General features: G+C 73.6%; 19 protein-coding genes. 7 read left to right on the top strand and 12 right to left on the bottom strand.

Going from position 1 to position 21,970, the window contains the following annotated elements; all coding sequences use genetic code 11:
- Window positions 1-14 precede the first annotated feature (14 nt).
- Window positions 15-977, top strand: a complete 963-nt coding sequence (locus ACIO6U_RS02195; RefSeq protein WP_355334550.1) for a GDP-L-fucose synthase — start codon at window positions 15-17, stop codon at window positions 975-977.
- On the opposite strand, the gene ACIO6U_RS02190 is transcribed toward ACIO6U_RS02195, so the two are convergent.
- Window positions 974-2,470 carry a sugar transferase gene (locus tag ACIO6U_RS02190; RefSeq protein ID WP_401714886.1) on the bottom strand — a complete coding sequence of 499 codons (1,497 nt, stop codon included), beginning with the start codon at window positions 2,468-2,470 and terminating at the stop codon, window positions 974-976. The genes ACIO6U_RS02195 and ACIO6U_RS02190 overlap by 4 nt on opposite strands.
- A 286-nt stretch (window positions 2,471-2,756) precedes the next feature.
- Here ACIO6U_RS02190 and ACIO6U_RS02185 point away from each other — a divergent pair, with 286 nt between their 5' ends.
- Window positions 2,757-3,752, top strand: coding sequence for a small ribosomal subunit Rsm22 family protein (locus tag ACIO6U_RS02185; RefSeq protein ID WP_401714884.1), 996 nt, complete (start codon window positions 2,757-2,759; stop codon window positions 3,750-3,752).
- 52 nt (window positions 3,753-3,804) lie between these two features.
- Here ACIO6U_RS02185 and corA read toward each other — a convergent pair whose 3' ends face one another.
- The 6 genes from corA to ACIO6U_RS02155 form a co-directional block, all read right to left on the bottom strand.
- A complete protein-coding gene (gene corA, locus ACIO6U_RS02180) occupies window positions 3,805-4,968 on the bottom strand; it encodes a magnesium/cobalt transporter CorA (protein ID WP_391043687.1) in 1,164 nt (387 codons plus the stop codon).
- Complete coding sequence (locus tag ACIO6U_RS02175; RefSeq protein WP_401714882.1) at window positions 4,965-6,539, bottom strand: phytoene desaturase family protein; 1,575 nt, start codon at window positions 6,537-6,539, stop codon at window positions 4,965-4,967. Before ACIO6U_RS02175 ends, corA begins: the two co-directional genes overlap by 4 nt.
- A gap of 147 nt (window positions 6,540-6,686) precedes the next feature.
- Window positions 6,687-7,508, bottom strand: a complete 822-nt coding sequence (ddaH, locus tag ACIO6U_RS02170; protein ID WP_391043693.1) for a dimethylargininase — start codon at window positions 7,506-7,508, stop codon at window positions 6,687-6,689.
- 424 nt (window positions 7,509-7,932) lie between these two features.
- Window positions 7,933-8,763 carry a heme ABC transporter ATP-binding protein gene (locus ACIO6U_RS02165; protein ID WP_355334538.1) on the bottom strand — a complete coding sequence of 277 codons (831 nt, stop codon included), beginning with the start codon at window positions 8,761-8,763 and terminating at the stop codon, window positions 7,933-7,935.
- Window positions 8,760-10,016: a FecCD family ABC transporter permease gene (locus ACIO6U_RS02160; RefSeq protein ID WP_401714879.1), complete on the bottom strand. Its 1,257-nt coding sequence runs from the start codon at window positions 10,014-10,016 to the stop codon at window positions 8,760-8,762. Before ACIO6U_RS02160 ends, ACIO6U_RS02165 begins: the two co-directional genes overlap by 4 nt.
- Before the next feature lie 8 nt (window positions 10,017-10,024).
- Window positions 10,025-11,059 (bottom strand): hemin ABC transporter substrate-binding protein, encoded by a 1,035-nt coding sequence (locus ACIO6U_RS02155; protein WP_401714877.1) that lies wholly within the window; start codon window positions 11,057-11,059, stop codon window positions 10,025-10,027.
- Window positions 11,060-11,621: 562 nt separating this feature from the next.
- Here ACIO6U_RS02155 and ACIO6U_RS02150 point away from each other — a divergent pair.
- Both ACIO6U_RS02150 and ACIO6U_RS02145 read left to right on the top strand, forming a co-directional pair.
- Window positions 11,622-13,112 (top strand): HtaA domain-containing protein, encoded by a 1,491-nt coding sequence (locus ACIO6U_RS02150; protein WP_401714875.1) that lies wholly within the window; start codon window positions 11,622-11,624, stop codon window positions 13,110-13,112.
- Between the two features lie 191 nt (window positions 13,113-13,303).
- A complete protein-coding gene (locus ACIO6U_RS02145) occupies window positions 13,304-14,881 on the top strand; it encodes an HtaA domain-containing protein (RefSeq protein ID WP_401714873.1) in 1,578 nt (525 codons plus the stop codon).
- 154 nt (window positions 14,882-15,035) lie between these two features.
- Here ACIO6U_RS02145 and ACIO6U_RS02140 read toward each other — a convergent pair whose 3' ends face one another.
- Window positions 15,036-15,734, bottom strand: a complete 699-nt coding sequence (locus tag ACIO6U_RS02140) for a biliverdin-producing heme oxygenase (protein ID WP_391044249.1) — start codon at window positions 15,732-15,734, stop codon at window positions 15,036-15,038.
- A gap of 221 nt (window positions 15,735-15,955) precedes the next feature.
- Here ACIO6U_RS02140 and ACIO6U_RS02135 point away from each other — a divergent pair, with 221 nt between their 5' ends.
- On the top strand, window positions 15,956-16,696 hold the full coding sequence (locus ACIO6U_RS02135; RefSeq protein WP_355334526.1) for a bifunctional DNA primase/polymerase: 741 nt from the start codon (window positions 15,956-15,958) through the stop codon (window positions 16,694-16,696).
- A 65-nt stretch (window positions 16,697-16,761) separates the two neighbouring features.
- Here ACIO6U_RS02135 and ACIO6U_RS02130 read toward each other — a convergent pair whose 3' ends face one another.
- Together ACIO6U_RS02130 and map are read right to left on the bottom strand one after the other, a co-directional pair.
- Window positions 16,762-17,736 carry a hypothetical protein gene (locus ACIO6U_RS02130; RefSeq protein WP_401714871.1) on the bottom strand — a complete coding sequence of 325 codons (975 nt, stop codon included), beginning with the start codon at window positions 17,734-17,736 and terminating at the stop codon, window positions 16,762-16,764.
- A complete protein-coding gene (gene map / locus ACIO6U_RS02125) occupies window positions 17,733-18,590 on the bottom strand; it encodes a type I methionyl aminopeptidase (protein ID WP_355334521.1) in 858 nt (285 codons plus the stop codon). The genes ACIO6U_RS02130 and map overlap by 4 nt, the downstream gene beginning before the upstream one ends.
- Window positions 18,591-18,671: 81 nt before the next feature.
- Between map and ACIO6U_RS02120 the strand changes: the two genes are divergently transcribed.
- Entirely contained in the window at window positions 18,672-18,929 is a 258-nt protein-coding gene (locus ACIO6U_RS02120) for a hypothetical protein (protein WP_355334518.1), read from the top strand.
- 25 nt (window positions 18,930-18,954) lie between these two features.
- On the opposite strand, the gene ACIO6U_RS02115 is transcribed toward ACIO6U_RS02120, so the two are convergent.
- Together ACIO6U_RS02115 and ACIO6U_RS02110 are read right to left on the bottom strand one after the other, a co-directional pair.
- Window positions 18,955-20,244 carry an MFS transporter gene (locus tag ACIO6U_RS02115; protein ID WP_355334515.1) on the bottom strand — a complete coding sequence of 430 codons (1,290 nt, stop codon included), beginning with the start codon at window positions 20,242-20,244 and terminating at the stop codon, window positions 18,955-18,957.
- Window positions 20,245-20,537: 293 nt separating this feature from the next.
- Complete coding sequence (locus tag ACIO6U_RS02110) at window positions 20,538-21,140, bottom strand: hypothetical protein (RefSeq protein WP_401714869.1); 603 nt, start codon at window positions 21,138-21,140, stop codon at window positions 20,538-20,540.
- An 82-nt stretch (window positions 21,141-21,222) separates the two neighbouring features.
- On the opposite strand from ACIO6U_RS02110, the gene npdG reads away from it, so the two are divergent.
- The gene (npdG, locus tag ACIO6U_RS02105; RefSeq protein WP_355334512.1) at window positions 21,223-21,936 is read left to right on the top strand and encodes an NADPH-dependent F420 reductase; all 714 of its coding nucleotides are present in this window, start codon (window positions 21,223-21,225) and stop codon (window positions 21,934-21,936) included.
- The last annotated feature ends 34 nt before the right edge of the window (window positions 21,937-21,970 follow it).

Raw genomic sequence — 21,970 nt, 5'->3', positions numbered from 1 at the left:
CAGAATGCCGTTCCATGACAGACCTACTGCCGGACGCGGCCCGGATCTTCGTCGCGGGCCACCGCGGCCTCGTCGGCTCCGCCGTGGCCCGCCGCCTCACCGCCGACGGCCACCAGGTGCTCACCCGGGGCCGCGCGGAACTGGACCTGCGGGACGCGGCGGCGACCGCCGCGTATCTGCGCGACATCCGGCCCGACGCGGTGGTGCTCGCGGCGGCCAAGGTCGGGGGGATCATGGCCAACTCGACCTACCCCGTGCAGTTCCTTGAGGACAACCTCCGGATCCAGCTCAGCGTCGTCGCCGGGGCCCACGAGGCGGGCGTCGCCCGCCTGCTCTTCCTCGGCTCCTCGTGCATCTACCCCAAGCTGGCCCCGCAGCCGATCCACGAGGACGCGCTGCTCACCGGCCCCCTGGAGCCGACCAACGAGGCGTACGCGCTCGCCAAGATCGCCGGCATCGTCCAGGTGCAGTCCTACCGCAAGCAGTACGGCGCCTCGTACATCTCCGCGATGCCCACCAACCTCTACGGCCCCGGCGACAACTTCGACCTCGCCACCTCGCACGTGCTGCCCGCCCTCATCCGTCGCTTCCACGAGGCCGAGCGGGACGGCGCGGCCGAACTGACCCTGTGGGGCAGCGGCACACCGCGGCGCGAATTCCTGCACGTGGACGACCTCGCCGCGGCCTGCGCGCTGCTGCTGCGGGTCTACGACGGCGCCGAGCCGGTCAACGTCGGCTGCGGCGAGGACCTGACCATCCGCGAACTGGCCGAGACCGTCAGGGACGTCGTCGGCTACCGCGGCACGATCGGCTGGGACACCACAAAACCCGACGGCACGCCGCGCAAGCTGCTCGACGTGTCCCGTCTTCAGGCGCTCGGCTGGCGGCCGGAGATCGCGCTGCGGGACGGGATCGCCGCGGTGTACGCGGACTGGCGGGCGACCGCCGGGTCTGTGGCCGGAACAGTGACTCACTAGTACGCCCCGCGTCCGTCGACCACGGCCCGCAGGGTGCGGGCCATCACATCCGCGTCGCCCGAGAGCGACCAGTTGTCGACGTACCGCAGATCGATCGCGAGGGTCTCGTCCCAGGACAGCTCCGACCTGCCGCTGACCTGCCACAGACCCGTGATGCCCGGCTTGACCGCGAGGCGCCTGACCTCCACCTCGTTGTACCGCGCCACCTCGTCGGGCAGCGGCGGACGCGGGCCGACCATCGACATCTCGCCGCGCAGCACGTTCAGGAGCTGCGGCAGCTCGTCCAGCGACAGCCGCCGCAGCAGCCGCCCGACGCGGGTGACCCGGGGGTCACGGCGCATCTTGAACATCAGGCCGTCGTTCTCGTTCGACCCGTGCAGATCGGGCTTGCGCTGCTCCGCGTCGACCACCATCGTGCGGAATTTCCACATGGTGAACGGCACACAGCCCTGCCCGTACCGGATCTGCCGGTGGAAGGCCGGGCCCTGCGAGGTCAGCCGGACCGCCGCCGCCACCAGGCCGAAGACCGGGGAGAGCAGCAGGAGTCCGAGCCCCGCGCCGACCCGGTCGAGGGCCGACTTGAGCACCGGCTGGACGCCGCGCCTGGACGGCGGGGCGATGTGCAGCATGGCCAGGCCCGCGGGCGCGTCCAACTGCACCCGGCGCACGGCCACATCGATCAGCCCCGGCAGCACCGCGAGCGGCAGGCCCGCGTCGTGCAGGGACCAGGACAGCCTGCGCAGCCGTTCCGCGGACAGCCGCGGTCCCGGCGCCACCAGGACCAGCTCCGCCCCGTGGTCGCGGGCGGCGCCGAGCACGATGCCCGCGTCCTCGGCGAGACCGGACGGCGCGACCGCGCCGAGCCGTGCGGTGACCGGGGCCCCGCACTCCAGCTTGGCGTTGCCCACCGGGACCACCCCGACCACCACATACGCGTGTTCGGTACGGGCCGCGAGGTGGCCCACCACATGGTCGGCGGAGCTCGGCTCGCCGATGACCAGCACCCTGCGCACGGCGTGGGCCTCGCGCCGGGCGGCGATCAGGTGGTGGTGGGTGAGCATCCGGCAGGCCGCCGTCAGCACGGGACCGGCGGTCAGCCCGGCCAGCGCGTACGACGGTTCCGCCACCTGATCGAAGGCGGTCCTGAGCACGGCGAGCACCCCGAGCAGCATCAGCCAGTCCCGGAGCACCGCCCCGGCGCCGCGGTGCTCGCCGAGGACGTCCGCCGCGTAACGCCGCCTGACCGCCTGGACACCGACCCAGGCGAGCGCCGCCACGGCGGCGCAGACCAGCGGGTGCGGCTGGCCGGTGGCATGGAAGATCGCCGCGACCGGGAACGCGATCCCGAGCACGTCGACGGTGAGCGCGAGCGGCAGATACCACCGCGCCTTGTCACTGAACCTGCCGTGCCCGCCGTAAGGGCCGGGCGCAGCGAGGGCACCGGTGGAACCCGATGCCCTCCTGCCGAACGCGTGCGCGGCTTTCGCGCGCACGGGTCTCGTATCGGCACTCATGGGTATGACCGGTAGAACCCGGTTTGCTTCGACACGCCGCATGGACCCCCCTGGCACATCGCGACCGACGAGGCGCTCTACCACTTCCCCAAGGGGTAGTGCGCCTGGATAAGAGCGAACGCTAGGCCAACACGAGGGCTTTCCGCTGCGGTTTACGCAGATTCGAGCCGTTGTTATGACCGAGTTAACACAAGTATGGATATCGAATGGCCACAGAGTGTAAGGAGGCCGTTACGGGTGTGCACGACCCTTACCCTTGGGACTTGTGTCCACTGTGCACCTACCCGACGACCTGCGTACAGCCCTGTCGGCGCGACTGAGCGCCACGGCCCCCACCAGGGCTTCCGCCGAGGTGGAACGCCTCATCGAAACATATCGTGGCAAGTCGCCGACGTCAGCGCCCATTCTGCGGGACGCGGCGTCGGTGGCGGCTTACGCGGCCTACCGTATGCCCGCCACGTACGCGGCCGTCAGGGCCGCGCTCGAGGCATTCCGTTTGCAGGCCGGGCAGTGGTCGCCCGCGACCCATCTCGACCTCGGCGGCGGGACCGGCGCGGCGACGTGGGCGGTGGCCGACGCGTTCCCGGGCGATCCCTCGGCGAGCGCGCACACCTCCACCGTCCTCGACTGGTCGCAGTCCGCCCTCGACCTGGGAAGTGAACTGGCGCGCACCGCCGAGTCGCCCGCCCTGCGCGCCGCGCGCTGGACCCGGTCGCCGCTCGGCGGCGGACCCGCGCTGCCCGCCGCCGACCTGGTCACCGTCTCGTACGTGATCGGGGAGTTGACCGCCGCCGACCGCACCGCGCTGATCGACGCGGCCGCGGTGGCCGCCACCGGGGCGGTGCTCGTCGTCGAGCCCGGCACCCCCGAGGGGTACGCGCGCACGATCGCCGCCCGCGACCGGCTGCTCGCCGCCGGGCTCACCGTCCTCGCGCCCTGCCCGCACGACGCGGCCTGCCCGGTCACCGGCGACGACTGGTGCCACTTCGCCGCCCGCGTCCAGCGCAGCTCGCTGCACCGGCAGGTCAAGGGCGGCTCACTGCCCTACGAGGACGAGAAGTTCAGCTACGTGGCCGCCGCGCGGTTCCCCGCGGCCCCCGCCCCCGGCCGCGTCGTGCGCCACCCGCAGATCCGCAAGGGCCTGGTCCTGCTCGACCTGTGCACCGCCGACCGCGGCCTGGTCCGCGACACCGTCAGCAAACGGCACGGCGACACCTACCGCGCGGCCCGCGACGCCTCCTGGGGCGACCCCTGGAGCTAGCGCCCCCGCCCTCCGGGCGGACGACGCGACTTTACGGACACGCCCTGGTGCCCTACAGCCAGCCGTAGCGGTGGAAGGCGCGGTAGCACAGGAAGGACAGCGTTGCCATCACGCCCACCATCAGCGGGTAGCCGAAGGACCAGCGCAGCTCGGGCATGTGGTCGAAGTTCATGCCGTAGAAGCCCGCGATCATCGTCGGGACGGCGAGGATCGCGGCGCCCGCGCTGATCCGCCGCATGTCGACGTTCTGTTGCACGGCGAGTTGGCTGAGATTGGCCGCCAGCAGACCGTCGACCAGCTCGCCGTAGCCCACCAGCCGCTCGCGGACGTGGGTCAGGTGGTCGGCGACGTCGCGCAGATAGCGGGCGACCTCGGCGCCGATGAGCCGGTCCGGCTCCTCGCTCAGCCGCTGCAAGGGCCTGGCCATCGGGTGCACGGCCCGCTTGAACTCGATGAGCTCCCGCTTGAGCTGGTAGATCCGCTCGGCGTCGTCGCGGTGCGAGTCGGCGAAGACGTCGGCCTCCAGGTCGTCCACGTCCAGCTCGACCTCGTCGGCGACGTCCAGGTAGTCGTCCACGACCTGGTCGACGATGGCGTGCAGGACCGCCGAGGGGCCGTGCGCCAGCATCTCCGGGCTGCTTTCGAGGGCGTGCCGTACGCGGGTCAGCCCCGGCGCGCTGCCGTGCCGCACCACCACGACGAAGTCCGCGCCGAGGAAGATCATCAGCTCACCGGTGTCGACCACCTCGCTGGTCGCGGTCAGCTTCTCGTGCTCGACGAAGACGATCGTCTTGACCACCATGAACAGCGAGTCGCCGTACCGCTCCAGCTTGGGCCGCTGGTGCGCGGTCACCGCGTCCTCGACCGCCAGCGGATGCAGCCCGAACACCTCGGCGATCTCGGTCAGATGCTCCGCCTCCGGCTCGTGCAGCCCGATCCAGGCGAAGCCGCCGGTGTGCTTCCTGGCCTCCGCCAGCGCCTCGCGCGGCGGCAGCGACGCCACCCGCGAGCCGTCCGCGTACACCGCGCAGTCGACCACCACGTCCGCGGTGCGGCGGCGCTGCTCGGGCACCGTGCCGTCCTCGCCGAGGGTGTGCCAGGTGCCGCCGCGCCGCCACTGCCTGCGGCCGCCCGTGCGGCGGGCGAGCCGCCTGGGGTCGATCAGCCGCGGGTCCAGACGCCGGCCAGGGGTGATGCCGCGTTCGTCGGTGGTCATCGTGCCTTCTCCAGTACCGCCATGGCCGCGTTGTGCCCGGGAACGCCGCTCACCCCGCCGCCGCGGGCCGCGCCCGCGCCGCAGAGGAAGACGTTCTCATGCGGGGTGCCGACGCCCCAGCGGCCTGTGGCGTACGTCACCTGGTCCGCGTCCGGCGCGGCGTACGGCCACGACAGGTCGCGGTGGAAGATGTGGCCGCCGGGCAGGCCCACCTCGCGCTCCAGGTCCAGCGGCGACTTCGCCTCCAGACACGGCCTGCCGTCGCCGTCCAGCAGCAGGCAGTCCGCCAGCGGCTCGGCGAGCACCGCGTCGAGCTGCGCCAGCGTCGCCTCCAGCAGCGCGTCCTTCGCCCCCGCCGGGTCCGCCGCGAACAGCCGCGCGGGCGTGTGCAGTCCGAACAGGGTCAGCGTGTGGACGCCCCGCCCGGCCAGTTCCGGCGAGAGGATCGACGGGTCGGTCAGGCTGTGGCAGTAGATCTCCGACGGCGGCGCGTCCGGCAGCCGCCCCGCGGCGGCCTGCTCGTACGCGGTCGCCAACTGCTCGTAGCCCTCGGCGATGTGGAAGGTCCCGGCGAACGCCTCGCGCGGGTCCACCGAGGTGTCGCGCAGCCGCGGCAGCCTGCGCAGCAGCATGTTGACCTTGAGCTGCGCGCCCTCGGGGGCCGGACCCGGCGCCGCCTCGCCCAGCAGCCCGGCCAGCGTGTGCGGCGCCGCGTTGACCAGCACGTCACGCGCCCCGACCGTCACCTGCCGCCCCTCGCGCTCGTACGTCACCTCCGCGCGTACGCCGTCCGCCGCGATGCCCGTGACCTCGGCGCCGGTGACGATCTCGGCGCCCGCCGCGCGGGCCGCGTCCGCCAGCGCGTCGGTGAACGCGCCCATCCCGCCCACCGGCACGTCCCAGTCGCCGGTCCCGCCGCCGATCACGTGGTAGAGGAAACAGCGGTTCTGCCGCAGCGACGGGTCGTGGGCGTGCGTGAAGGTGCCGATCAGCGCGTCGGTGAGGACCACGCCCCGCACCAGGTCGTCCGCGAAGGCCGCTTCCACCGTCTCGCCCAGCGGCCGCTCGAACAGCGCCTCCCAGGCCGCGGAGTCGCCGATCGCGCTCTCCAGCGCGGCCCGCGAGGGCAGCGGCTCGGTCAGCGTCGGGAACACCGCCTGCGCGACCCGCCCGGTCATCGCGTAGAACCGCTGCCACGCCTCGAAGTCCCGGTCGTCGCCGGTCAGCGCGGCGAACTGCTCCCGCGTACGGGCCGCGTCGCCCGCGTCCACCAGCAGGCCGCCGGTGCCGCGCGGGGTGTACGAGGAGATCCGGCGGCGGCGCACCGCGAACCGCAGCCCCAGCTCGTCGGTGATCCGCGCGGGCAGCAGGCTCACCAGGTAGGAGTAGCGCGACAGCCGCGCGTCCACCCCGGCGAAGGCCCGGGTCGACACGGCCGCGCCGCCGGTCGCGGGCAGCCGCTCGAGCAGCAGCACCCGGCGGCCCGCGCGGGCCAGATAGGCGGCGACCAGCCCGTTGTGGCCGCCGCCGACGATCACCACGTCATGCCGTGCCCCGCTCGAAACGTCCATCCCCGCACCCTATGACGCGGCGGCGCACGGCATGGGGCGGTCGGGACCGGGCGGTTCAGCTGGTCGGCGGCCGAGCCGCCACCACGCCGAGGCCCCCGGCCGGGAGGACCCGCGGCGTGGCGTGCGCGGGCTCGGGCCGCGCGCCGGTCAGCCGACGGCCGGGCGCAGCTCCATCGTGCAGCACTTCACGCTGCCGCCGGCCTTGTGCAGCTCCGACATGTCCACCGGGACCGGCTCGAAGCCCCGGTCGCGCAACGGCCCGAGCAGGCCGGTGGCGGTACGCGGCAGCAGGACGTTGCGGCCGTCGCTGACCGCGTTGAGGCCGAGCGCGGCGGCGTCCTGCGCCGTCGCGAGCAGCGCGTCGGGGAAGAGCCGGGCCAGCACGGCGCGGCTGCCGGGGGAGAAGGCGCCGGGGTAGTACATGATCTCGTCCCGCGCGTCGTCGAGCACGGCCAGCGCCGTGTCCAGGTGGTAGTAGCGCGGGTCGGTCAGCTCCAGGCCGATCACCGGACGGCCGAAGAACTCCTGCGCCTCCGAGTGCGACAGCGGGCTGCTCCGGAAGCCCTGGCCCGCCAGGATCCACGTCGCCGTGACCGCGAAGTCGCCCTCCGCCTCGTTGATGTGCACCGGCTCGCGCGGATCGGGAAAGCCGTTGCTCCTGAACCACGCCAGGTGCGCCGGGGCCTCGGCCTCGCGCTCGGGGTTCGCGAACCTCGCGCCCAGCACCTTCCCGTCCACGACGGTCGCGCCGTTCGCCGCGAACACCATGTCCGGCAGGTCCTCCACCGCGTCCAGCAGCTCCACGGTGTGGCCCAGCGCCCGGTACCTGTCGCGCAGGTCCTCCCACTGGAACAGGGCCAGTGCCGGGTCCACCGGCTTCGTCGGGTCCATCCACGGGTTGATCGAGTACGTCACTCGGAAGTGCGCCGGTGGACACATCAGGTACCGGCGGGGTGTCGCAGTGCGCAAAGAGGGCTCCTCGGGGGGTGGTGAAGGGCCGCCTCCGGCGGACGGTCGGCCCCCCGGAGTTCGTACGTACGCCCCGATTCTGCGCCTCCCGCTGGGGTCCCGCACCACCAAGTACCCCAAAGGGTTCCCCCCTTTCCCCCGCGTACGGTTCCTTCGCGTCGGGCGGCGCGCCGATTTTTTAGGGGCGCGGGGAACTGCGCGCTCGGCCACGATGCTCCTGCGGGTCACCACCGGTCCCGGTGGGGTGGTTCGGTGGTGTTCGGGCCACCGGGCCGGTGGGGGCGGGCCGCGCAGTTCCCCGCACCCCTGGCGGGGCGGGCCGTCTCTCGTCCGGGCGGTGAGCCGATCCTTTTAGGGGCGCGGGGAACTGCGCGACAAGCCACGACGCTCCCGCACGTCACCACCGGGCCCGGTGGGTGGGGGGTCAGCGGAGGGGGAGGATCAGGGGGGTGCCGCTGCGGGGGTGGGGGAGGACTTCGACGGGGTGGCGGTAGACGGCGGAGAGCCGTTCGGCGGTGAGCACCGCCGCAGGCGAACCGTTGGCGGTGACGCGGCCGGAGGACAGGACGGCGACACGGTCGGCATGGGCGGCGGCGAGACCGAGGTCGTGGAGGACGACGACGACCCCGCGCCCGAGAGCGGCCTGCTCGCGACAGACGCGCAGGACGAGCTCCTGGTGGTGAAGGTCAAGGGCGGCGGTCGGCTCGTCGAGCAGCAGCAGCGGCGCGCGTTGGGCGAGCACCCGCGCGAGCGCGACGCGGGCCCGCTCGCCGCCCGAGAGCGCGGGATAGGCCCGCTCGGCGAAGCCCGTGACCTCGGTGGCGCGCATGGCCGCCGCCACCGCGGCCTCGTCCTCGTGGGCGAGGACGGTCCCGGCCCACGGCGCGCGCCCCATCCGTACGACCTCGTCGGCGGTGAAGGGGAAGGCGAGCGGCGAGGACTGCGGGAGCACGGCCCGGCGCAGGGCGAGCTGCCGGGCGGTCCAGCGGCCGAGGGGCGCGCCGCCGACCCGCACCTCACCGGAGTCGGCGGGCACGTCACCGGCCAGCGCCCCCAGCAGCGTGGACTTGCCCGCGCCGTTGGGCCCGACCAGGGCGAGCACTTCGCCCGCGTGGACGGCGACGCCGACCCCGTCGAGCACGGGGCGCCCGCCGAGCCGTACGACCAGATCGTGGGCCTCGGCCAGGACGTCGCCGGGGGCGGGCGGCGGCGGGAGGGACGTACGGGCGCGGCGTCGTACCGCGAGCGGCCTCATGCCCAACCCCCCTGCCGGCCGCGGGTCCTGCGCAGCAGCCAGAAGAAGAAGGGGCTCCCGACGAGGGCGGTCAGCACGCCCAGCGGCAGCTCCGCGGGCGAGGCGAGCGTACGGGCGGCGAGGTCGGCCGCGACCAGGACGAGCGCGCCGCCGAGGGCGCTGCCCGGCACCAGGAAACGGTGTCCCGGCCCCGCGGCCATCCGCAGCAGATGCGGCACTACGAGCCCGACGAAGGCGACGATCCCCGCGACCGCGACGGCCGCGGCCGTCAGCAGCGCCACGATCAGGATCACCGCGATCCGCATCCGTTCGACGTCCACGCCGAGGTGCTTGGCCTGGCGTTCGCCGAGCGCCAGCAGGTCCAGGCGGCGGGAGAAGAACGGCGCCACGGCGAGACCCGCCAGCGCGCAGGGCAGCACCGCGAGCACCTTCGGCCAGCTCGCCTGGGCCAGCGAACCGAGCTGCCAGAAGGTGATCTGGGTGAGCTGCGAGTTGTCCGCGAAGAAGACGAACAGGCCGATGAGGGCGCCCGCGAAGGCGTTCACCGCGATGCCGGTGAGGACGAGGGTGACGACCTCCGTCCGGCCGCCGGACCGGGACAGGCCGTACACGAGGAGGACGGTCAGCAGCCCGGCGACGAAGGCGCACACCGTCACCGACCAGGTGCCCGCGAAGGTCAGGCCGAGCGCGATCGACCCGACGGCGCCCACCGCGGCGCCGGACGAGATCCCGATCACCCCCGGCTCGGCCAGCGGATTCCCGAACACGCCCTGCATCAGCGCCCCCGCGCACCCCAGCGAGCCGCCGACCAGCAGCGCCAGCACGATGCGCGGCAGCCGTACGTCCCACAGCACCGACTCCGCCACCCGGTCCAGCCGGTGGCCCCCGAGGCCGCAGCGGTGCGCCACCGACGCCAGCACGTCCGCCGCCGGAATCCCGTACGCCCCGATCCCGGCCGACACGACGCTCAGCACGACCAGCCCCGCGGCCAGCACCGCGATCAACACGGTTGCCCGGCCACGCCGGTTGGCCTGACGGCCGGTCGGCCGCGGCCCGTCGTCCGCGATCCCCCCGGGCCCGCTCGCTTCCTTGGGCCCCGTGCGCGTATGCGCCGCGTCATCGTGCGCCGGTACCGAGTCCTGGGCTCCTGGGCCGGCGTCCCGAGCGGGAGCCGCAGTCGTGGTCGGCCGGGTGTCGTCGTCCGTCCCGGCGGGCGCGGTGTGTTCCTCGTTCGGGGAGGCCGTGGTCGTCATGGGCCGGGTCACCGGGCCTTTTGGTGGATGCCGGTGGTGAGCCGGCGCAGGACGGAGTCGGTGCGGGGGCCGAAGTTGAGGAGGGTGCCGTCGTCGATGGCGACGACACGGTGGTCGAGACCGGCGGGCGTCTGGGCGACGCCCGGGACCTTTTCGAGGCCGCTGACCCCGCCGACGGAGTCGAGCCCCTTGGTCATGACGAGGATGACGTCGGGCGCGGCCTTCACCAGGGCCTCGCTGGTGATGGGGGTGAAGTCCTTGTCGAGGCCGGAGGCGGTCCCGGCGTCGACGCCGCCCGCCGCCGCGATGAGGGAGTCGGCGCCGGAGCCGCGCCCGCCGATCAGGTAGACCGACGCGGTGCCGCGCAGGTAGAGGAAGGCGACGCGCGGTTTGTCGGCCGTGCTCGGAATCGTCGCGCGGACGGCGTCGATCCGTTGCGCCGTACGCGCGCGCAGCGTGTCACCCGCGGCCTTCACGCCGAGCGCGGCGGCCACGGCGTCGATCCGCGGGCCCACGTCGTCGAGCGAGGTCGCCGTCTTGACGACGACGAGCGGGACGCCCGCGTCGCGGATCTGGCGGATCGCCTCGGCCGGGCCCGTGGTGTCCTCGGCGAGGACGAGGGTGGGGTGCAGGGACAGGACGCCCTCGGCGGAGACGTCGTGGGCGCGGGTCACCACCGGCAGCTTCGCCGCCTGCGCGAAGGTCGCCGTGATGTCGCGCGCGACGACGTTCTTGCCGAGGCCCAGCGTGAAGACGATCTCGGACAGCCCGCCGGTGAGCGGCACGATCCGGTCGGCGGCGGTGACGGTGACCTTCCGGCCGTCCGCCGAGGTGACGGTGGCGGGCAGTACGGGCACGGGCGCCGCACCGGCCAGCGGTTCGATCCGGTCGGCGTCCGCTCCCGCGCTCGACGTCGCCCCCGAACCGCTCGCGGACGGCCCCGCCTTCCCCGCCGAGCCGCCGCACGCGGTGAGCGCGAGCGCCAGCAGCCCGCCGAGCAACGAGAAGGCCACACCCCGCGCGGCGCACGCGTTCCGCCGCACGGAAGCGCGGCGCCGCGAGCGACCGCGCCCCGAGCCGCCGGCTTCCGGGGCGGCTCGGACGGCGGTCGGTGGTGAACCGGCGGGGGACGAAGGCGGGGTTGGTGACGCGGCGAGGTCCGGGGCGGCTCGGACGGCGGTCGGTTGTGAACGGGCGGGGGACGAACGCGGGGTTGGTGACGCGGCGAGGTCCGGGGCGACCCGGACGGCGGTCGGCTGTGGACCGGCGGCCGGTGGGCGGGTGGGTTCCGGCGCGGTGCGGTCGCCCAAGTCGGGCCGGGTACGGCCGCGTTGCGGAGTGTCGGCGTCCGGGGCGCCCAGGAAGCGCCCGGCCTGCGAGCCCGTCGTCGGGAAGCCCGCGGCATGCGGCTCGGCATCCGCTCGGTCGGGACGTCGTTCGGAACCTGTTCGCACTGCCAACCCGTCCCTTGCCGTGGTGCCGTCATGTCGTGATGCCGCTGTGCCCGCGCGCCAGCGCGTTCGGCGACGTCGCGGGAGGGTTCCCCGCCGGTCGGTGATTAGCTTAGGTTAGCCTTACCTGAGTTTGCCAGTCCTGGAGGGGTCCATGCCGTTGTTCCGTCATGCCCGCGTGCGCCGTACCGGCGGCCGGGCCGTCTCGCTCACGGCCGTGAGCACCGCGCTGCTCGGCGCTGTCGCGCTGACCGCGCTGACCGCGGTGCTGCCCGCGTCAAGGGCGGACGCCGCGACGAGCCGTACGCTCGCCGGGGGACGGCTGGACTGGGGAATCAAGGCGTCGTTCCAGAGCTATGTCACCGGGCCCATCGCGAAAGGCAGTTGGGCGATGACCGGCGGCGCGGGCACCTTCGGCAGCAACCAGTTCCGCTTCCCTTCGGCGCGGGGCTCGTACGATCCGGGCAGCGGCGCGCTGACCGCCGCCTTCGCGGGCGGCGTCCACTTCCTGGGGCACCGGCAGGCCAGCGGCGGCTATCAACTCGACCTCACCATCAGCCGTCCCACGGTCAAGATCTCCGGCGGCCACGGCACGCTCTACGCCGACATGCGCAGCAAGGACAAGAACACCGGTCGGGTCACCACCACCGCCCAGGTGCCGCTCGCCTCGCTCGCCGTCGGCGGCGTCAACACCCGCGGGGTCACCGGGTCGCAGATCACCCTCAGCGGCATCCCGGCCACCCTCACCTCGCAGGGCGCCCGGGCCTTCGCGGGCTACTACACCACCGGCACCCCGCTGGACCCGGTCAGCCTCTCGGTCGACCTGCGCGCACCCGCCTCGCCGACCACCGCCCCGCCGCGGACCCCGACCGGCGGCGCGAGCGACAAGGCGTCGGGGAAGCCGACCGCCACCTCGACGGCCGTGCCCGGCACGGTCGTTGACGCCGCCGCCGACTGGGGCGTACGCCGCACCTTCCGCGAGTACGTGACCGGCGACATCGCCAAGGGCCGCTGGGCGGTGGCCGACGGCGCGCGGGACGGCGGCGCCCTGTTCCGCTTCGGCGCGGGCCGCGGCACGTACGACGCCTCGCACCACTCGCTGGACGCCCGGTTCGGCGGGACGGTGCGCTTCGTCGGGATGAGGGCGGCGGACGGCACGTACGGGCTCGACCTGTCGATCAGCGCGGTCCGCGTCACGGTCACCGACGGCAAGGGCACGCTGTACGCGGACGGCGAGCCGTTCATCACCTTCGCCGCGCCCGCCGCGCTCGCGCCGAAGAACGGCCTGATCTCCCTGACCGAGGTCCCGACCACGCTGACGGCGCAGGGCGCCAAGGCGTTCAACGGCCTCTACACCGCGGGTACTTCGATGGACCCGCTCACCCTCTCCGTCGCCCTCGACAAGGCGGCGGCCCTGCCCGCGCTGCCCGACATCGGCTCCGACCCCACGGCGTCCGCCACCCCGGCGGCGTCCCCGGCGCCGAGCACCGCACCCGCCGCGCCGCGCACCGAGTCCGCCGCGGACAGCTCGCACGACGGCGCGCCGGTCGGCCTGCTGGCCGGCGGGTCGGCCGCGGTCCTCGCCGCGGCGGCGGTCGTCTTCACCGTCGTACGGCGCAAACGCCGTACCGAAGACGGTGGCTGACGGCGCGTCACCCAGACGTCGGCTGACGGCGCGTCACCTCCCCCCGCACCTCGCACCACCCGCTCGAACCGCAGCACCGCAGGACGCGTACGGCCGCAGGGTCCGTACGCCCTCCGTACGGCCGCATGCCCGCACCGGGCACCACCGCACCGAGCACCACCTTCCGAGGAACACAAGGAGCACACCACCCCATGACCGCCCGCCTCAGCTCCCGCGCGCTCGCCCTGGCCATAGCCACCGCCACCGCGGGGGCGGCCACCGCCCTGCTGGTCCCGGCGTTCGCCGCCGCCGACTCGCCGTCGTCCCCGGCCGTACCGCTCACCGGCGGCACCTTCGACTGGGGCGTCAAGCAGTCGTTCCGCTCGTACGTGACCGGTCCCGCGGGGGGCACCATCACCACCGCGGACGGCGCGACCGCCAACTCCAACGGCACCTTCCACTTCACCAACGGCCAAGGCTCGTACGACACGTCGACGCACGGCGTGACCGTCGGCTTCGACGGCAGCGTCGAGTTCGCGTCCACGCTGCACGGCTTCGACATCAAGCTGGCCGACCTCAAGGTCGTCACCGTCGGCACCACGGGCAAGATCACCGCCGACGTGACCGCCGCGGGCAGCACGTCGAACGACGTGGAATTCGCCACGCTCGACCTGTCGAACGTCAGGCCCGGCGGCGGCGCGGGCGGCGCGATGACCTTCAACGGCATCCCGGCCACGCTGACCGCCGACGGGTCGAGCGCCTTCAACGGCATGTACCAGCCCGGTACGGCGCTGGACGCCGCGGACCTGTCCGTCACTCCGGGCGCCGCCCCGACGACGACGCCGCCCACCACCCCGCCGACCACCGCCCCCACCACGCCGCCGACCACCGCGCCGACCACCAACCCGCCGACCACCAACCCGCCGACCGGCGAGCCCACCGGTGAGCCCACGGGCGAGCCGACCGCCACGCCCACCACGACCGCGCCCGGCGGGCCCGCCGCCGTCGTGGACGGCAACCTCGACTGGGGCGTCAAGCAGTCCTTCCGCTCCTACGTCACAGGACCGATCGCCGACGGCAAGGTGGAGCTCACCGACGGCGCCACCGGCACCGCCTCCGGCTACCGCTTCCCCAAGGGCGCCGGCACCTACGACGCCGACACCAAGACCCTCAACGCCTCCTTCTCCGGCGGCGTCCGCTTCCTCGGCCACCTCCAGCAGGGCACGTACGCGCTCGACCTGAAGTTCGGCAACTTCACGGTGGCCACCAAGGGCGCCACCGGCACCCTCACCGCCGACGTGTCGGCCAAGGACATGGCCTCGGGCAAGGTCACCGACTACAAGGGCATCGCCGTGGCCACCCTGAGCGGTGTCGCGCCGACCGCCGACGGCGACGTCGTCACGGTCTCCGGCGCCTCCGCCGTGCTCACCGAGGACGGCGCGAAGGCGTTCAGCGGCTTCTACAAGGCGGGCGACGCGCTCGACCCGGTGACGGTCGCCGTCTCGCTGGACGACAGCGCCACCCTGCCGACCGGTTCGCCGAGCCCGTCGGCCGGTTCGTCGGGCGGTTCCTCCGACGGCGGTACGACGGGCGGCTCCACCAGCGGCGGTACGACCGGCGGTTCCGGCAGCACGGTCGGCGGGACCGGCAACGACTTCACCACCGACGGCGAGCTGGCCTCCACCGGCTCCGGCACCCCGTCCGCCGCGCTGCTCGCCGCCGCGGGCGCCCTGCTGGTGACCGGCGCCGCCGCGACCGTCACCGTGGCCCGCCGCCGCAACACCGTCTGACGCAACACCGTCCGACGCGAAGACGCCTGACGCAACCCCGTCCGACGCGGCACCGTCCGCCGCGAAGACCTCAGGCACAGCCGAAAGCCGGGCGGCCCACCGTGAGTTCAGGTGGGCCGCCCGGCTTCGCGGGGGTCGTACGGACAGCGCGCCCTCACGCGGAGAGCGGGAAGGCGTCCCCCAGCTCCCGGAAGACCGCGATGTTCAGCGCGAAGGCGGTCCTGCACTCCTCGACCACCCGCTGCTTCTCCAGGTCGTCGACCGCGAGGCCGTCCAGCAGTTCGCGGTACTCGCGCTTGAAGGCGGCCGGGTTGTCGATGCCCTCGAAGACGTAGAAGCGGACACCGTCGCCCTTGCGGGCGAAGCCCCAGGTCTTCTCCGCGACACCGCGGACGACCTGGCCGCCGGAGAGGTCGCCGAGGTAGCGGGTGTAGTGGTGCGCGACATAACCGGCGGGCCACTCGCGGGCGACCTCGGCCACCCGGGCCGCGTACCGGGCGGTGGCGGGCAGCGCGGTCGCGCGGTCCTTCCAGCCCTCGCCGAGCAGGTGGTCGAGATCCTGTTCGAGGGAGGCGACGCGCAGCAGCTCGGTGCGGGTGAAGGGCGCGGCCACCGAGTCGTCGGCCAGCAGGTGCGCGCCCTCCTCCAGCGCCCGGTACACGAACCAGAGCTGCTCGGTGTAGCGCGCGTACGCGTCCACGCCGAGCCGCCCGCCGAGCAGATCGTCCATGAAGGTCGAGTCGTGCGCCTCCTGGTGCTGGGCCCGGGTCGCGGCGCGGATCACGGCGGAGAAGGGGGATGCGGCGGACGGTGCGTCCGGAGTGGCCGACGTGTCCGAAGTGGCCGACGGAATCGACGTGGTCAAAGGAACCTCCTGGTCAAGGCTGTGCGCCGACCTCGATCCTCCCAACTTAGGCTTACCTAAGTCAATAGGTTGCCGACATGATGTCGGAAACGGCCGCCACGGGAACACTTCCACCCCGGGTGGGTGTTCATTCCTGGCAAGAGGGAGGATGTGCTCCACCGTCCGCGTACCGTGGTCCGCGGGACGGGAGTGGCGAGGAAAGGAGCCCGATGGCAGGCAAGAGCAGGGTGTCCGACTGGTTGCGCCGCCGTACGGAGAGCGCTTCGGGCAACAGCCGGGCGGCCAGGGCGGCAGCCGCCGCTGCCGCCGACGACCTGCGCCGTGACGAGCTGATCCAGGCGGCCGTCGCCGCCTCGTATCCCGTCGCACCGGCCGTGCACCCCGAGGGCTTCGGCTGTTCGTGCGACCGGATCGGCTGTCACATCCCCGGTGTGCACCCCGTCTCGCAGGCGTGGCAGACCCAGGCGAGCACCGACCCGCAGCGGGTCGCCCAGTGGCTCAGCGGCCAGCCGCTCGCCAACTTCATCACCGCCACCGGGCTCAACCACGACGTCCTCGACGTCCCCGCGGAAGCGGGCCGCGTCGCGCTGGAACGGCTGACCGCCGACGGCGCCACCATCGGCCCGGTCGCCCTCCAGGGCGAGGACCGGATGCTGTTCTTCACCGCCACCCGCGGCACCCCCGCCGACGAGGACGAGTGGTGGCCCTGCGCCCTCGACTGCAACCCGGAGACCGCCGACGAGCACCCGGGCATCCGCTGGCACTGCCGCGGCAGCTATGTGCTGCTGCCCCCGGCCCGGCTGCCGTCCGGCGGCACGGTCGTCTGGCTCCCCGACCTCGGCCCCGACCTCCCGCTGCCCGACCCGCTCCCCGTCCTCGACATCCTCACCGACGCCTGCGCCCAGTTCGCCTACGAACCCGAGCCGGAACCGGTCGCCCGCACGCGCTGAGCCCGTCCCCGCAGAGCCCGTTCCCGCTGAGGCCCGTCCCCGCAGAACCCGTCCCCGCTGAGTCCCTACGCGCCCGTCGCCGAGACCAGGCCCGCCAGGCGGCTGAGGACGGCCGTTTTCGCGTCCGGTCCCGCGCTGCGGGCGGGGACCGTGGCGGCCTGCTGGGACATGCGGGAGAGGGTGACGGAGGTGCGGGGGGTGCCGGTCATCAGGGCCTTGGTGTCCTGGTCGATGCTGAGCTGGTAGCCCTCGCGGTACGTGGCGCGGGTCTGATGGCGACTGGCGAACAGCACGAGCGCGCCGCCGGACCTGGTACGCAGCGCGACCGGGGTGAAGTCGCCGCCGTCGGCGGGCTGATCGGCGTACTGCGTCACGGAGTTGGCCGTACGCCGGTTCTTGTCGCGCCCGGCCAGCAGCTCGGAGGTCGCCGGACCGTCGGCGAACACCGGTGCGGCGGGAGCCTGTTGGAGATACGAGGTGTACGCCGTGCTCAACCGGCCCGGCTGCACGAGCAGATCGGTGCCCGCGGCCGGCAACGCCTCGACCAGACCGTCCTTGTCGGTGGCGAGGGCGGGCAGCGCGTCCGGTGCCATGACGGCAAGGAAGGACGCCTTCCACGGGTCGCCCGCGGTGAACCGGCGGAAGACCAGCAGCCACCGCGAGTCGCCGCCGCGGTTGGTCGCGGTGTCCGCCACGAAGAACTTCGGCCAGCCGCGCTGCCTCGGCACCAGGAAGCGCGAGTCGGAGAAGGCCAGCGGCGTGAACGACGCGTTGCCCTCGGGGTGGTTGGCGTGCTTGGCCCGCACCCCCGCCTCGTCGATGGCGCCCAGCGCGCCCGCCTCGATCTCGGCGACCAGCGACTCGTCGTACGCCTTCGTCGCCGCGTTGTTGACCTTCGCGAAATTCGCCAGCACCTCGGCCGCCTCCGCGGGCCGCACCGACGCGATGTCCGCGCGCTCACCGTGCACGGTGACACAACCGGCCAACGGCACCGCCAGCGCGGTCGCCGCCGCCGCCAGACACAGGCTCCGACGGTTCATGGCAGGGTCAGCACCTCCGCGCCGTCCGCCGTGACCACCAGCGTGTGCTCGAACTGGGCGGTGCGCTTGCGGTCCTTGGTGACCACGGTCCAGCCGTCGTCCCACATGTCGTACTCGTGCGTGCCCAGCGTCAGCATCGGCTCGATGGTGAACGTCATGCCGGGCCGCATCACCGTCGTCGCCCGCGGGTCGTCGTAGTGCGGGATGATCAGCCCCGAGTGGAACGCGGTGTGGATGCCGTGCCCGGTGAAGTCCCGCACCACGCCGTACCCGAAGCGCTTCGCGTACGACTCGATGACCCGGCCGATCACATTGATCTGCCGCCCGGGACGTACCGCCTTGATCGCCCGGTCGAGCGACTCCCGTGTGCGCTCCACCAGCAGCCGCGACTCCTCGGCGACGTCGCCCACGAAGTACGTGGCGTTGCAGTCCCCGTGCACCCCGTGGATGAACGCGGTCACGTCCAGGTTCACGATGTCGCCGTCGCGCAGCACCGTCGAGTCCGGGATGCCGTGGCAGATCACCTCGTTCACCGACGTGCACAGCGACTTGGGGAAGCCGCGGTAGCCCAGGTCAGAGGGGTACGCCTGATGGTCCACCATGTACGCGTGCGCGATCCGGTCCAGCTCGTCGGTCGTCACCCCCGGGGCGATGGCCTTCGCGGCCTCCTCCATCGCGCGCGCCGCGATCCGCGAGGCGGTCCGCATCTTCTCGACCGTCTCCGCGTCCTGCACCTCGGGCCCGGTGTACGGCGCCGGCCCCGGCCTGCCCACGTACTCGGGGCGCGGGATCGAGGCCGGCACGTGCCGGGTGGGGGAGAGCTTGCCGGGAACGAGCAGCGACTGACCAGACATGCCGACGAGTGTATCCGCGCCCGATCGGGGAACATGGCCGCAGGCGGCCACCCGCGGCACCCCCGACCACAGGAGACGATCATGGCGCTGTTCAGGGCGAAGAAGCCGGCCGGAAAGCCCGGCGAATGGTTCTACTGCATCGAGCACCACAAGGTCGAGGAGGGGCCCGAATGCCCCGCCAAGGACCGCTTCGGCCCTTACTCCACCCGCGAGGAGGCGCAGCGGGCGATGGACACCGCCGCCGAGCGCAATCTCCAGTGGGACACCGACCCGAAGTGGCACGACACCGCCGACGGTGACGGCCAGGACGCCGGGAACGACAGGCCGGGGGGCTCCTGACGGAGCAGTCGGGCGGAGCCGGTCGTCAGGACGCGGTCGCGGGTGCCGTTTCCGTACCGCTTTCCGTGCCGCCTTCCGCTCCGCTCTCCGTCCCGCTCTCCGTCTCCGCCGCCGCAGGGTGCTGCCGCGCGTCGTACGACATCAGCTTCGGGAGAGCGGCGGCCAGGGCGACGACCGCCGCCGCGCACGCGACACCGCCGGTCCAGACGGAGGTACGGGCGGTGGTGAGGGCGGCCACGCCGCCGCTGCGGAGCTGACCGAGCTGCGGGCCGACCGAGTACGACAGCAGCTCGATCCCCGCCAGGCGTCCGCGCAGCTCGTCGGGGATCGTCTGATTCCACATCGTGGAGCGGCCGACGCCGCTGATCATGTCGCAGCCGCCCGCCGCCGCCAGGCACAGCAGTACGAGCCAGATCCGGCCGGTCCAGCCCGCCGCGGCCATGGCCAGGCCCCAGCCCACGGCCGCGTACACGACCATCCGGCCGTGCCGGTGGATCCGGGTGGTCCAGCCGCTGGTCAGGCTGACCGCCAGGGAGCCGACCGACCCGGCCGCGTACATCAGGCCCAGCGACCACGGCGCGTGCAGGTCGTCCGCGAGGAACGGGAAGATCGCCGCCGGGTACGCGAAGAACATCGCCGCCAGGTCGATCGCGTACGTGCCGAGGAGTTCCTTGCGGCTCCACGCGTAGCGCGCGCCCTCCGCGATCGAGCGCAGCGAGGGCGGCTTCGCGTCGTGCGCGGCCGGTGAACGGCTCAGCCCCAGGCCGAGCGCGACGGAGAGCGCGAAGGTCGCCGCGTCGGCCGCGTACGCCCACGAAAGGCCCGCGTACGCGATCACCAGGCCCGCGACGGACGGGCCCGCGATGGCCCCGACCTGCCAGCGCAGCGCGTTGAGCGCCGCAGCGGCGGCGAGTTGGTCGCGCCGGACGATCCTGGGCACGATCGCGTCCAGGGCGGGCCGCTGGAGTCCCGTCAGCGCGCTCGACAGTGCCGCCACCACGTACAGCGGCCACACCACCGGGTGCGGCACCACCGTGTTGACCAGCAGCCCCAACGCCAGCAGGCCCTGCGCCGCCTCGGTCGCGTTGATCAGCAGCTTCCGGTCCATCGCGTCCGCGAGCGCCCCGCCGTACAGCCCGAACACGATCAGCGGCACCAGCTCCACCGCGCCGATCGCTCCCACCGCGACGGCCGAGCCCGTCAGCTCTTTGATCTGCACCGGCAGGGCCACGAACGTCAGGAAGCTTCCGAACGTCGTGATGGCTCCCGCCAGCCACATTCGCCGGAAGTCCGCCGAGGTGCGCCACGGCGTCATGTCGGGGAGCAACGCCCTCTTCCGCTTCCGCGGGGGTGGGGGGTCATCGGTCACGGTCACTGTCACGTAGGGCGATGCTCCCCGGCCCGGCCTCCCCCCGCAAAGCCTTTTCCTCCCGCCCGGCCCGCCCCCCACCGGCCGGTGGCCCGGCGACAACCGAATTGCCCCGCCGGGGCGGGTGGTGTCGTGCGGGAGCGCGGTGGCTGGGGGCGCCCACGCGGCGGCAGCCGAGAACCGCACCGGGGCCGCGCCCCCGGGGGCACCCACCTGGGCGAGGTGAACGGGGGGTGGGGTTACCAGCGGGGAGGTGGGGTGGAGAGGTGGTCGGCCAGGCGGGAGAGGGGGTCGCGGAAAGGGGGGCGGCGAGGGGCCGTGGCCTCACCCGCAGCGGAGCTGACAAGGTGCTGGAGGACGTCGAGGGAGAGCGCGGGCGCGTCGGGCGAGGGCAGGCTCAGGACGTCGTGGGCGACGCCGTCGAAAGAGTGCCCCTCCGCGGAAGCGGACAGGGCGAGGACGGTGGCGCCGGAGCGCCTGGCGTCGTGGACGCGTTCGAGGATGCCGGCCCCCGGCCGGTCGGGGGCGACGAGCAGCACGGTCTCGCCGCGCCCGGCGGCGGCCAGCCGCCGCAGACCGACGGCGAGATGCGGCGGCGCGCCCGGCGGCACGCGGAACCGCAGGAGCGTGGGGGAGAGTTCGGGCACCCCGCTCCAGGCGGCCTCGTCGTCGAGGTGCGCGGCGAGATGCCACGGCTCGTACGCGTCGGTGCCGACGAGCAACAGCGGTCCCGGCCCGCGCTGGACCGCGGTTCTGAGCGTCCCGCCGAAGGCGCGGGCGGCGCGCGGCCACTCCGTTCCGTCGAGCACTTCGCGCAGCAGCGCGACCCGTACGGCGTCCATGGCACGGCATCCTTGCGCCCCCGGAGTGATCCGCGCCACCGAACGCCGTCGAACACCGCCCGCACCTGGCAGGATCGCCGGTATGACTACCCCTGAGGACGTGAAGACCCCGGCCAAGGCACCGGCCAAGGACCCCTGGGAGCTGCCCGACGTGTCGGGCCTGGTGGTGGGAGTGCTCGGCGGCACCGGTGACCAGGGCCGCGGGCTCGCCTACCGGCTGGCCAGGTCGGGCCAGAAGGTCGTCATCGGCTCCCGCAACGCCGAGCGCGCGCAGACCGCCGCCGCCGAACTCGGCCTCGGCGTCGAGGGCGCGGACAACGCGGAGTGCGCCCGCCGCAGCGACATCGTGATCGTCGCGGTGCCGTGGGACGGCCACGCCAAGACCCTGGAGTCACTGCGCGAGGAACTGGCGGGCAAGCTCGTCGTGGACTGCGTCAACCCGCTCGGTTTCGACAAGCAGGGCGCGTACGCCCTCAAGCCCGACGAGGGCAGCGCCGCCCAGCAGGCCGCCGCCCTGCTCCCGGACTCGCGGGTCACCGCCGCCTTCCACCACCTGTCGGCGGTGCTGCTCCAGGACCCGGAGATCGCGGAGATCGACACCGATGTGATGGTTCTCGGCGAGGCCCGCGCCGACACCGACATCGTCCAGGCGCTCGCCGCCCGTATCCCCGGCATGCGCGGTGTCTTCGCGGGCCGGCTGCGCAACGCCCACCAGGTCGAGTCGCTGGTCGCCAACCTCATCTCGGTCAACCGCCGTTACAAGGCCCACGCGGGCCTGCGCCTCACCGACGTCTGAGCCGCATCGAGCCGTAGCCGCGCCGTAGCCGCGC

Origin of the sequence: Streptomyces sp. NPDC087422, from assembly GCF_044744145.1 — a bacterium.
Classification (GTDB): Bacteria; Actinomycetota; Actinomycetes; order Streptomycetales; family Streptomycetaceae; genus Actinacidiphila.
Note: the sequence above shows the minus strand (reverse complement) of the source record. Positions and strands in the feature narration are given on the sequence as shown.

Bases quoted from the DNA above. Each gene is read 5' to 3' on its own strand.
- ACIO6U_RS02195 (WP_355334550.1), top strand. From the start codon at position 15: ATGACAGACCTACTGCCGGACGCGGCCCGGATCTTCGTCGCGGGCCAC.
- corA (WP_391043687.1), bottom strand. From the start codon at position 4,968: ATGACCACCGACGAACGCGGCATCACCCCTGGCCGGCGTCTGGACCCG.
- ACIO6U_RS02175 (WP_401714882.1), bottom strand. From the start codon at position 6,539: ATGGACGTTTCGAGCGGGGCACGGCATGACGTGGTGATCGTCGGCGGC.
- ACIO6U_RS02165 (WP_355334538.1), bottom strand. From the start codon at position 8,763: ATGAGGCCGCTCGCGGTACGACGCCGCGCCCGTACGTCCCTCCCGCCG.
- ACIO6U_RS02160 (WP_401714879.1), bottom strand. From the start codon at position 10,016: ATGACGACCACGGCCTCCCCGAACGAGGAACACACCGCGCCCGCCGGG.
- ACIO6U_RS02150 (WP_401714875.1), top strand. From the start codon at position 11,622: ATGCCGTTGTTCCGTCATGCCCGCGTGCGCCGTACCGGCGGCCGGGCC.
- ACIO6U_RS02145 (WP_401714873.1), top strand. From the start codon at position 13,304: ATGACCGCCCGCCTCAGCTCCCGCGCGCTCGCCCTGGCCATAGCCACC.
- ACIO6U_RS02135 (WP_355334526.1), top strand. From the start codon at position 15,956: ATGGCAGGCAAGAGCAGGGTGTCCGACTGGTTGCGCCGCCGTACGGAG.
- ACIO6U_RS02130 (WP_401714871.1), bottom strand. From the start codon at position 17,736: ATGAACCGTCGGAGCCTGTGTCTGGCGGCGGCGGCGACCGCGCTGGCG.
- map (WP_355334521.1), bottom strand. From the start codon at position 18,590: ATGTCTGGTCAGTCGCTGCTCGTTCCCGGCAAGCTCTCCCCCACCCGG.
- ACIO6U_RS02120 (WP_355334518.1), top strand. From the start codon at position 18,672: ATGGCGCTGTTCAGGGCGAAGAAGCCGGCCGGAAAGCCCGGCGAATGG.
- ACIO6U_RS02115 (WP_355334515.1), bottom strand. From the start codon at position 20,244: ATGACGCCGTGGCGCACCTCGGCGGACTTCCGGCGAATGTGGCTGGCG.
- ACIO6U_RS02110 (WP_401714869.1), bottom strand. From the start codon at position 21,140: ATGGACGCCGTACGGGTCGCGCTGCTGCGCGAAGTGCTCGACGGAACG.
- npdG (WP_355334512.1), top strand. From the start codon at position 21,223: ATGACTACCCCTGAGGACGTGAAGACCCCGGCCAAGGCACCGGCCAAG.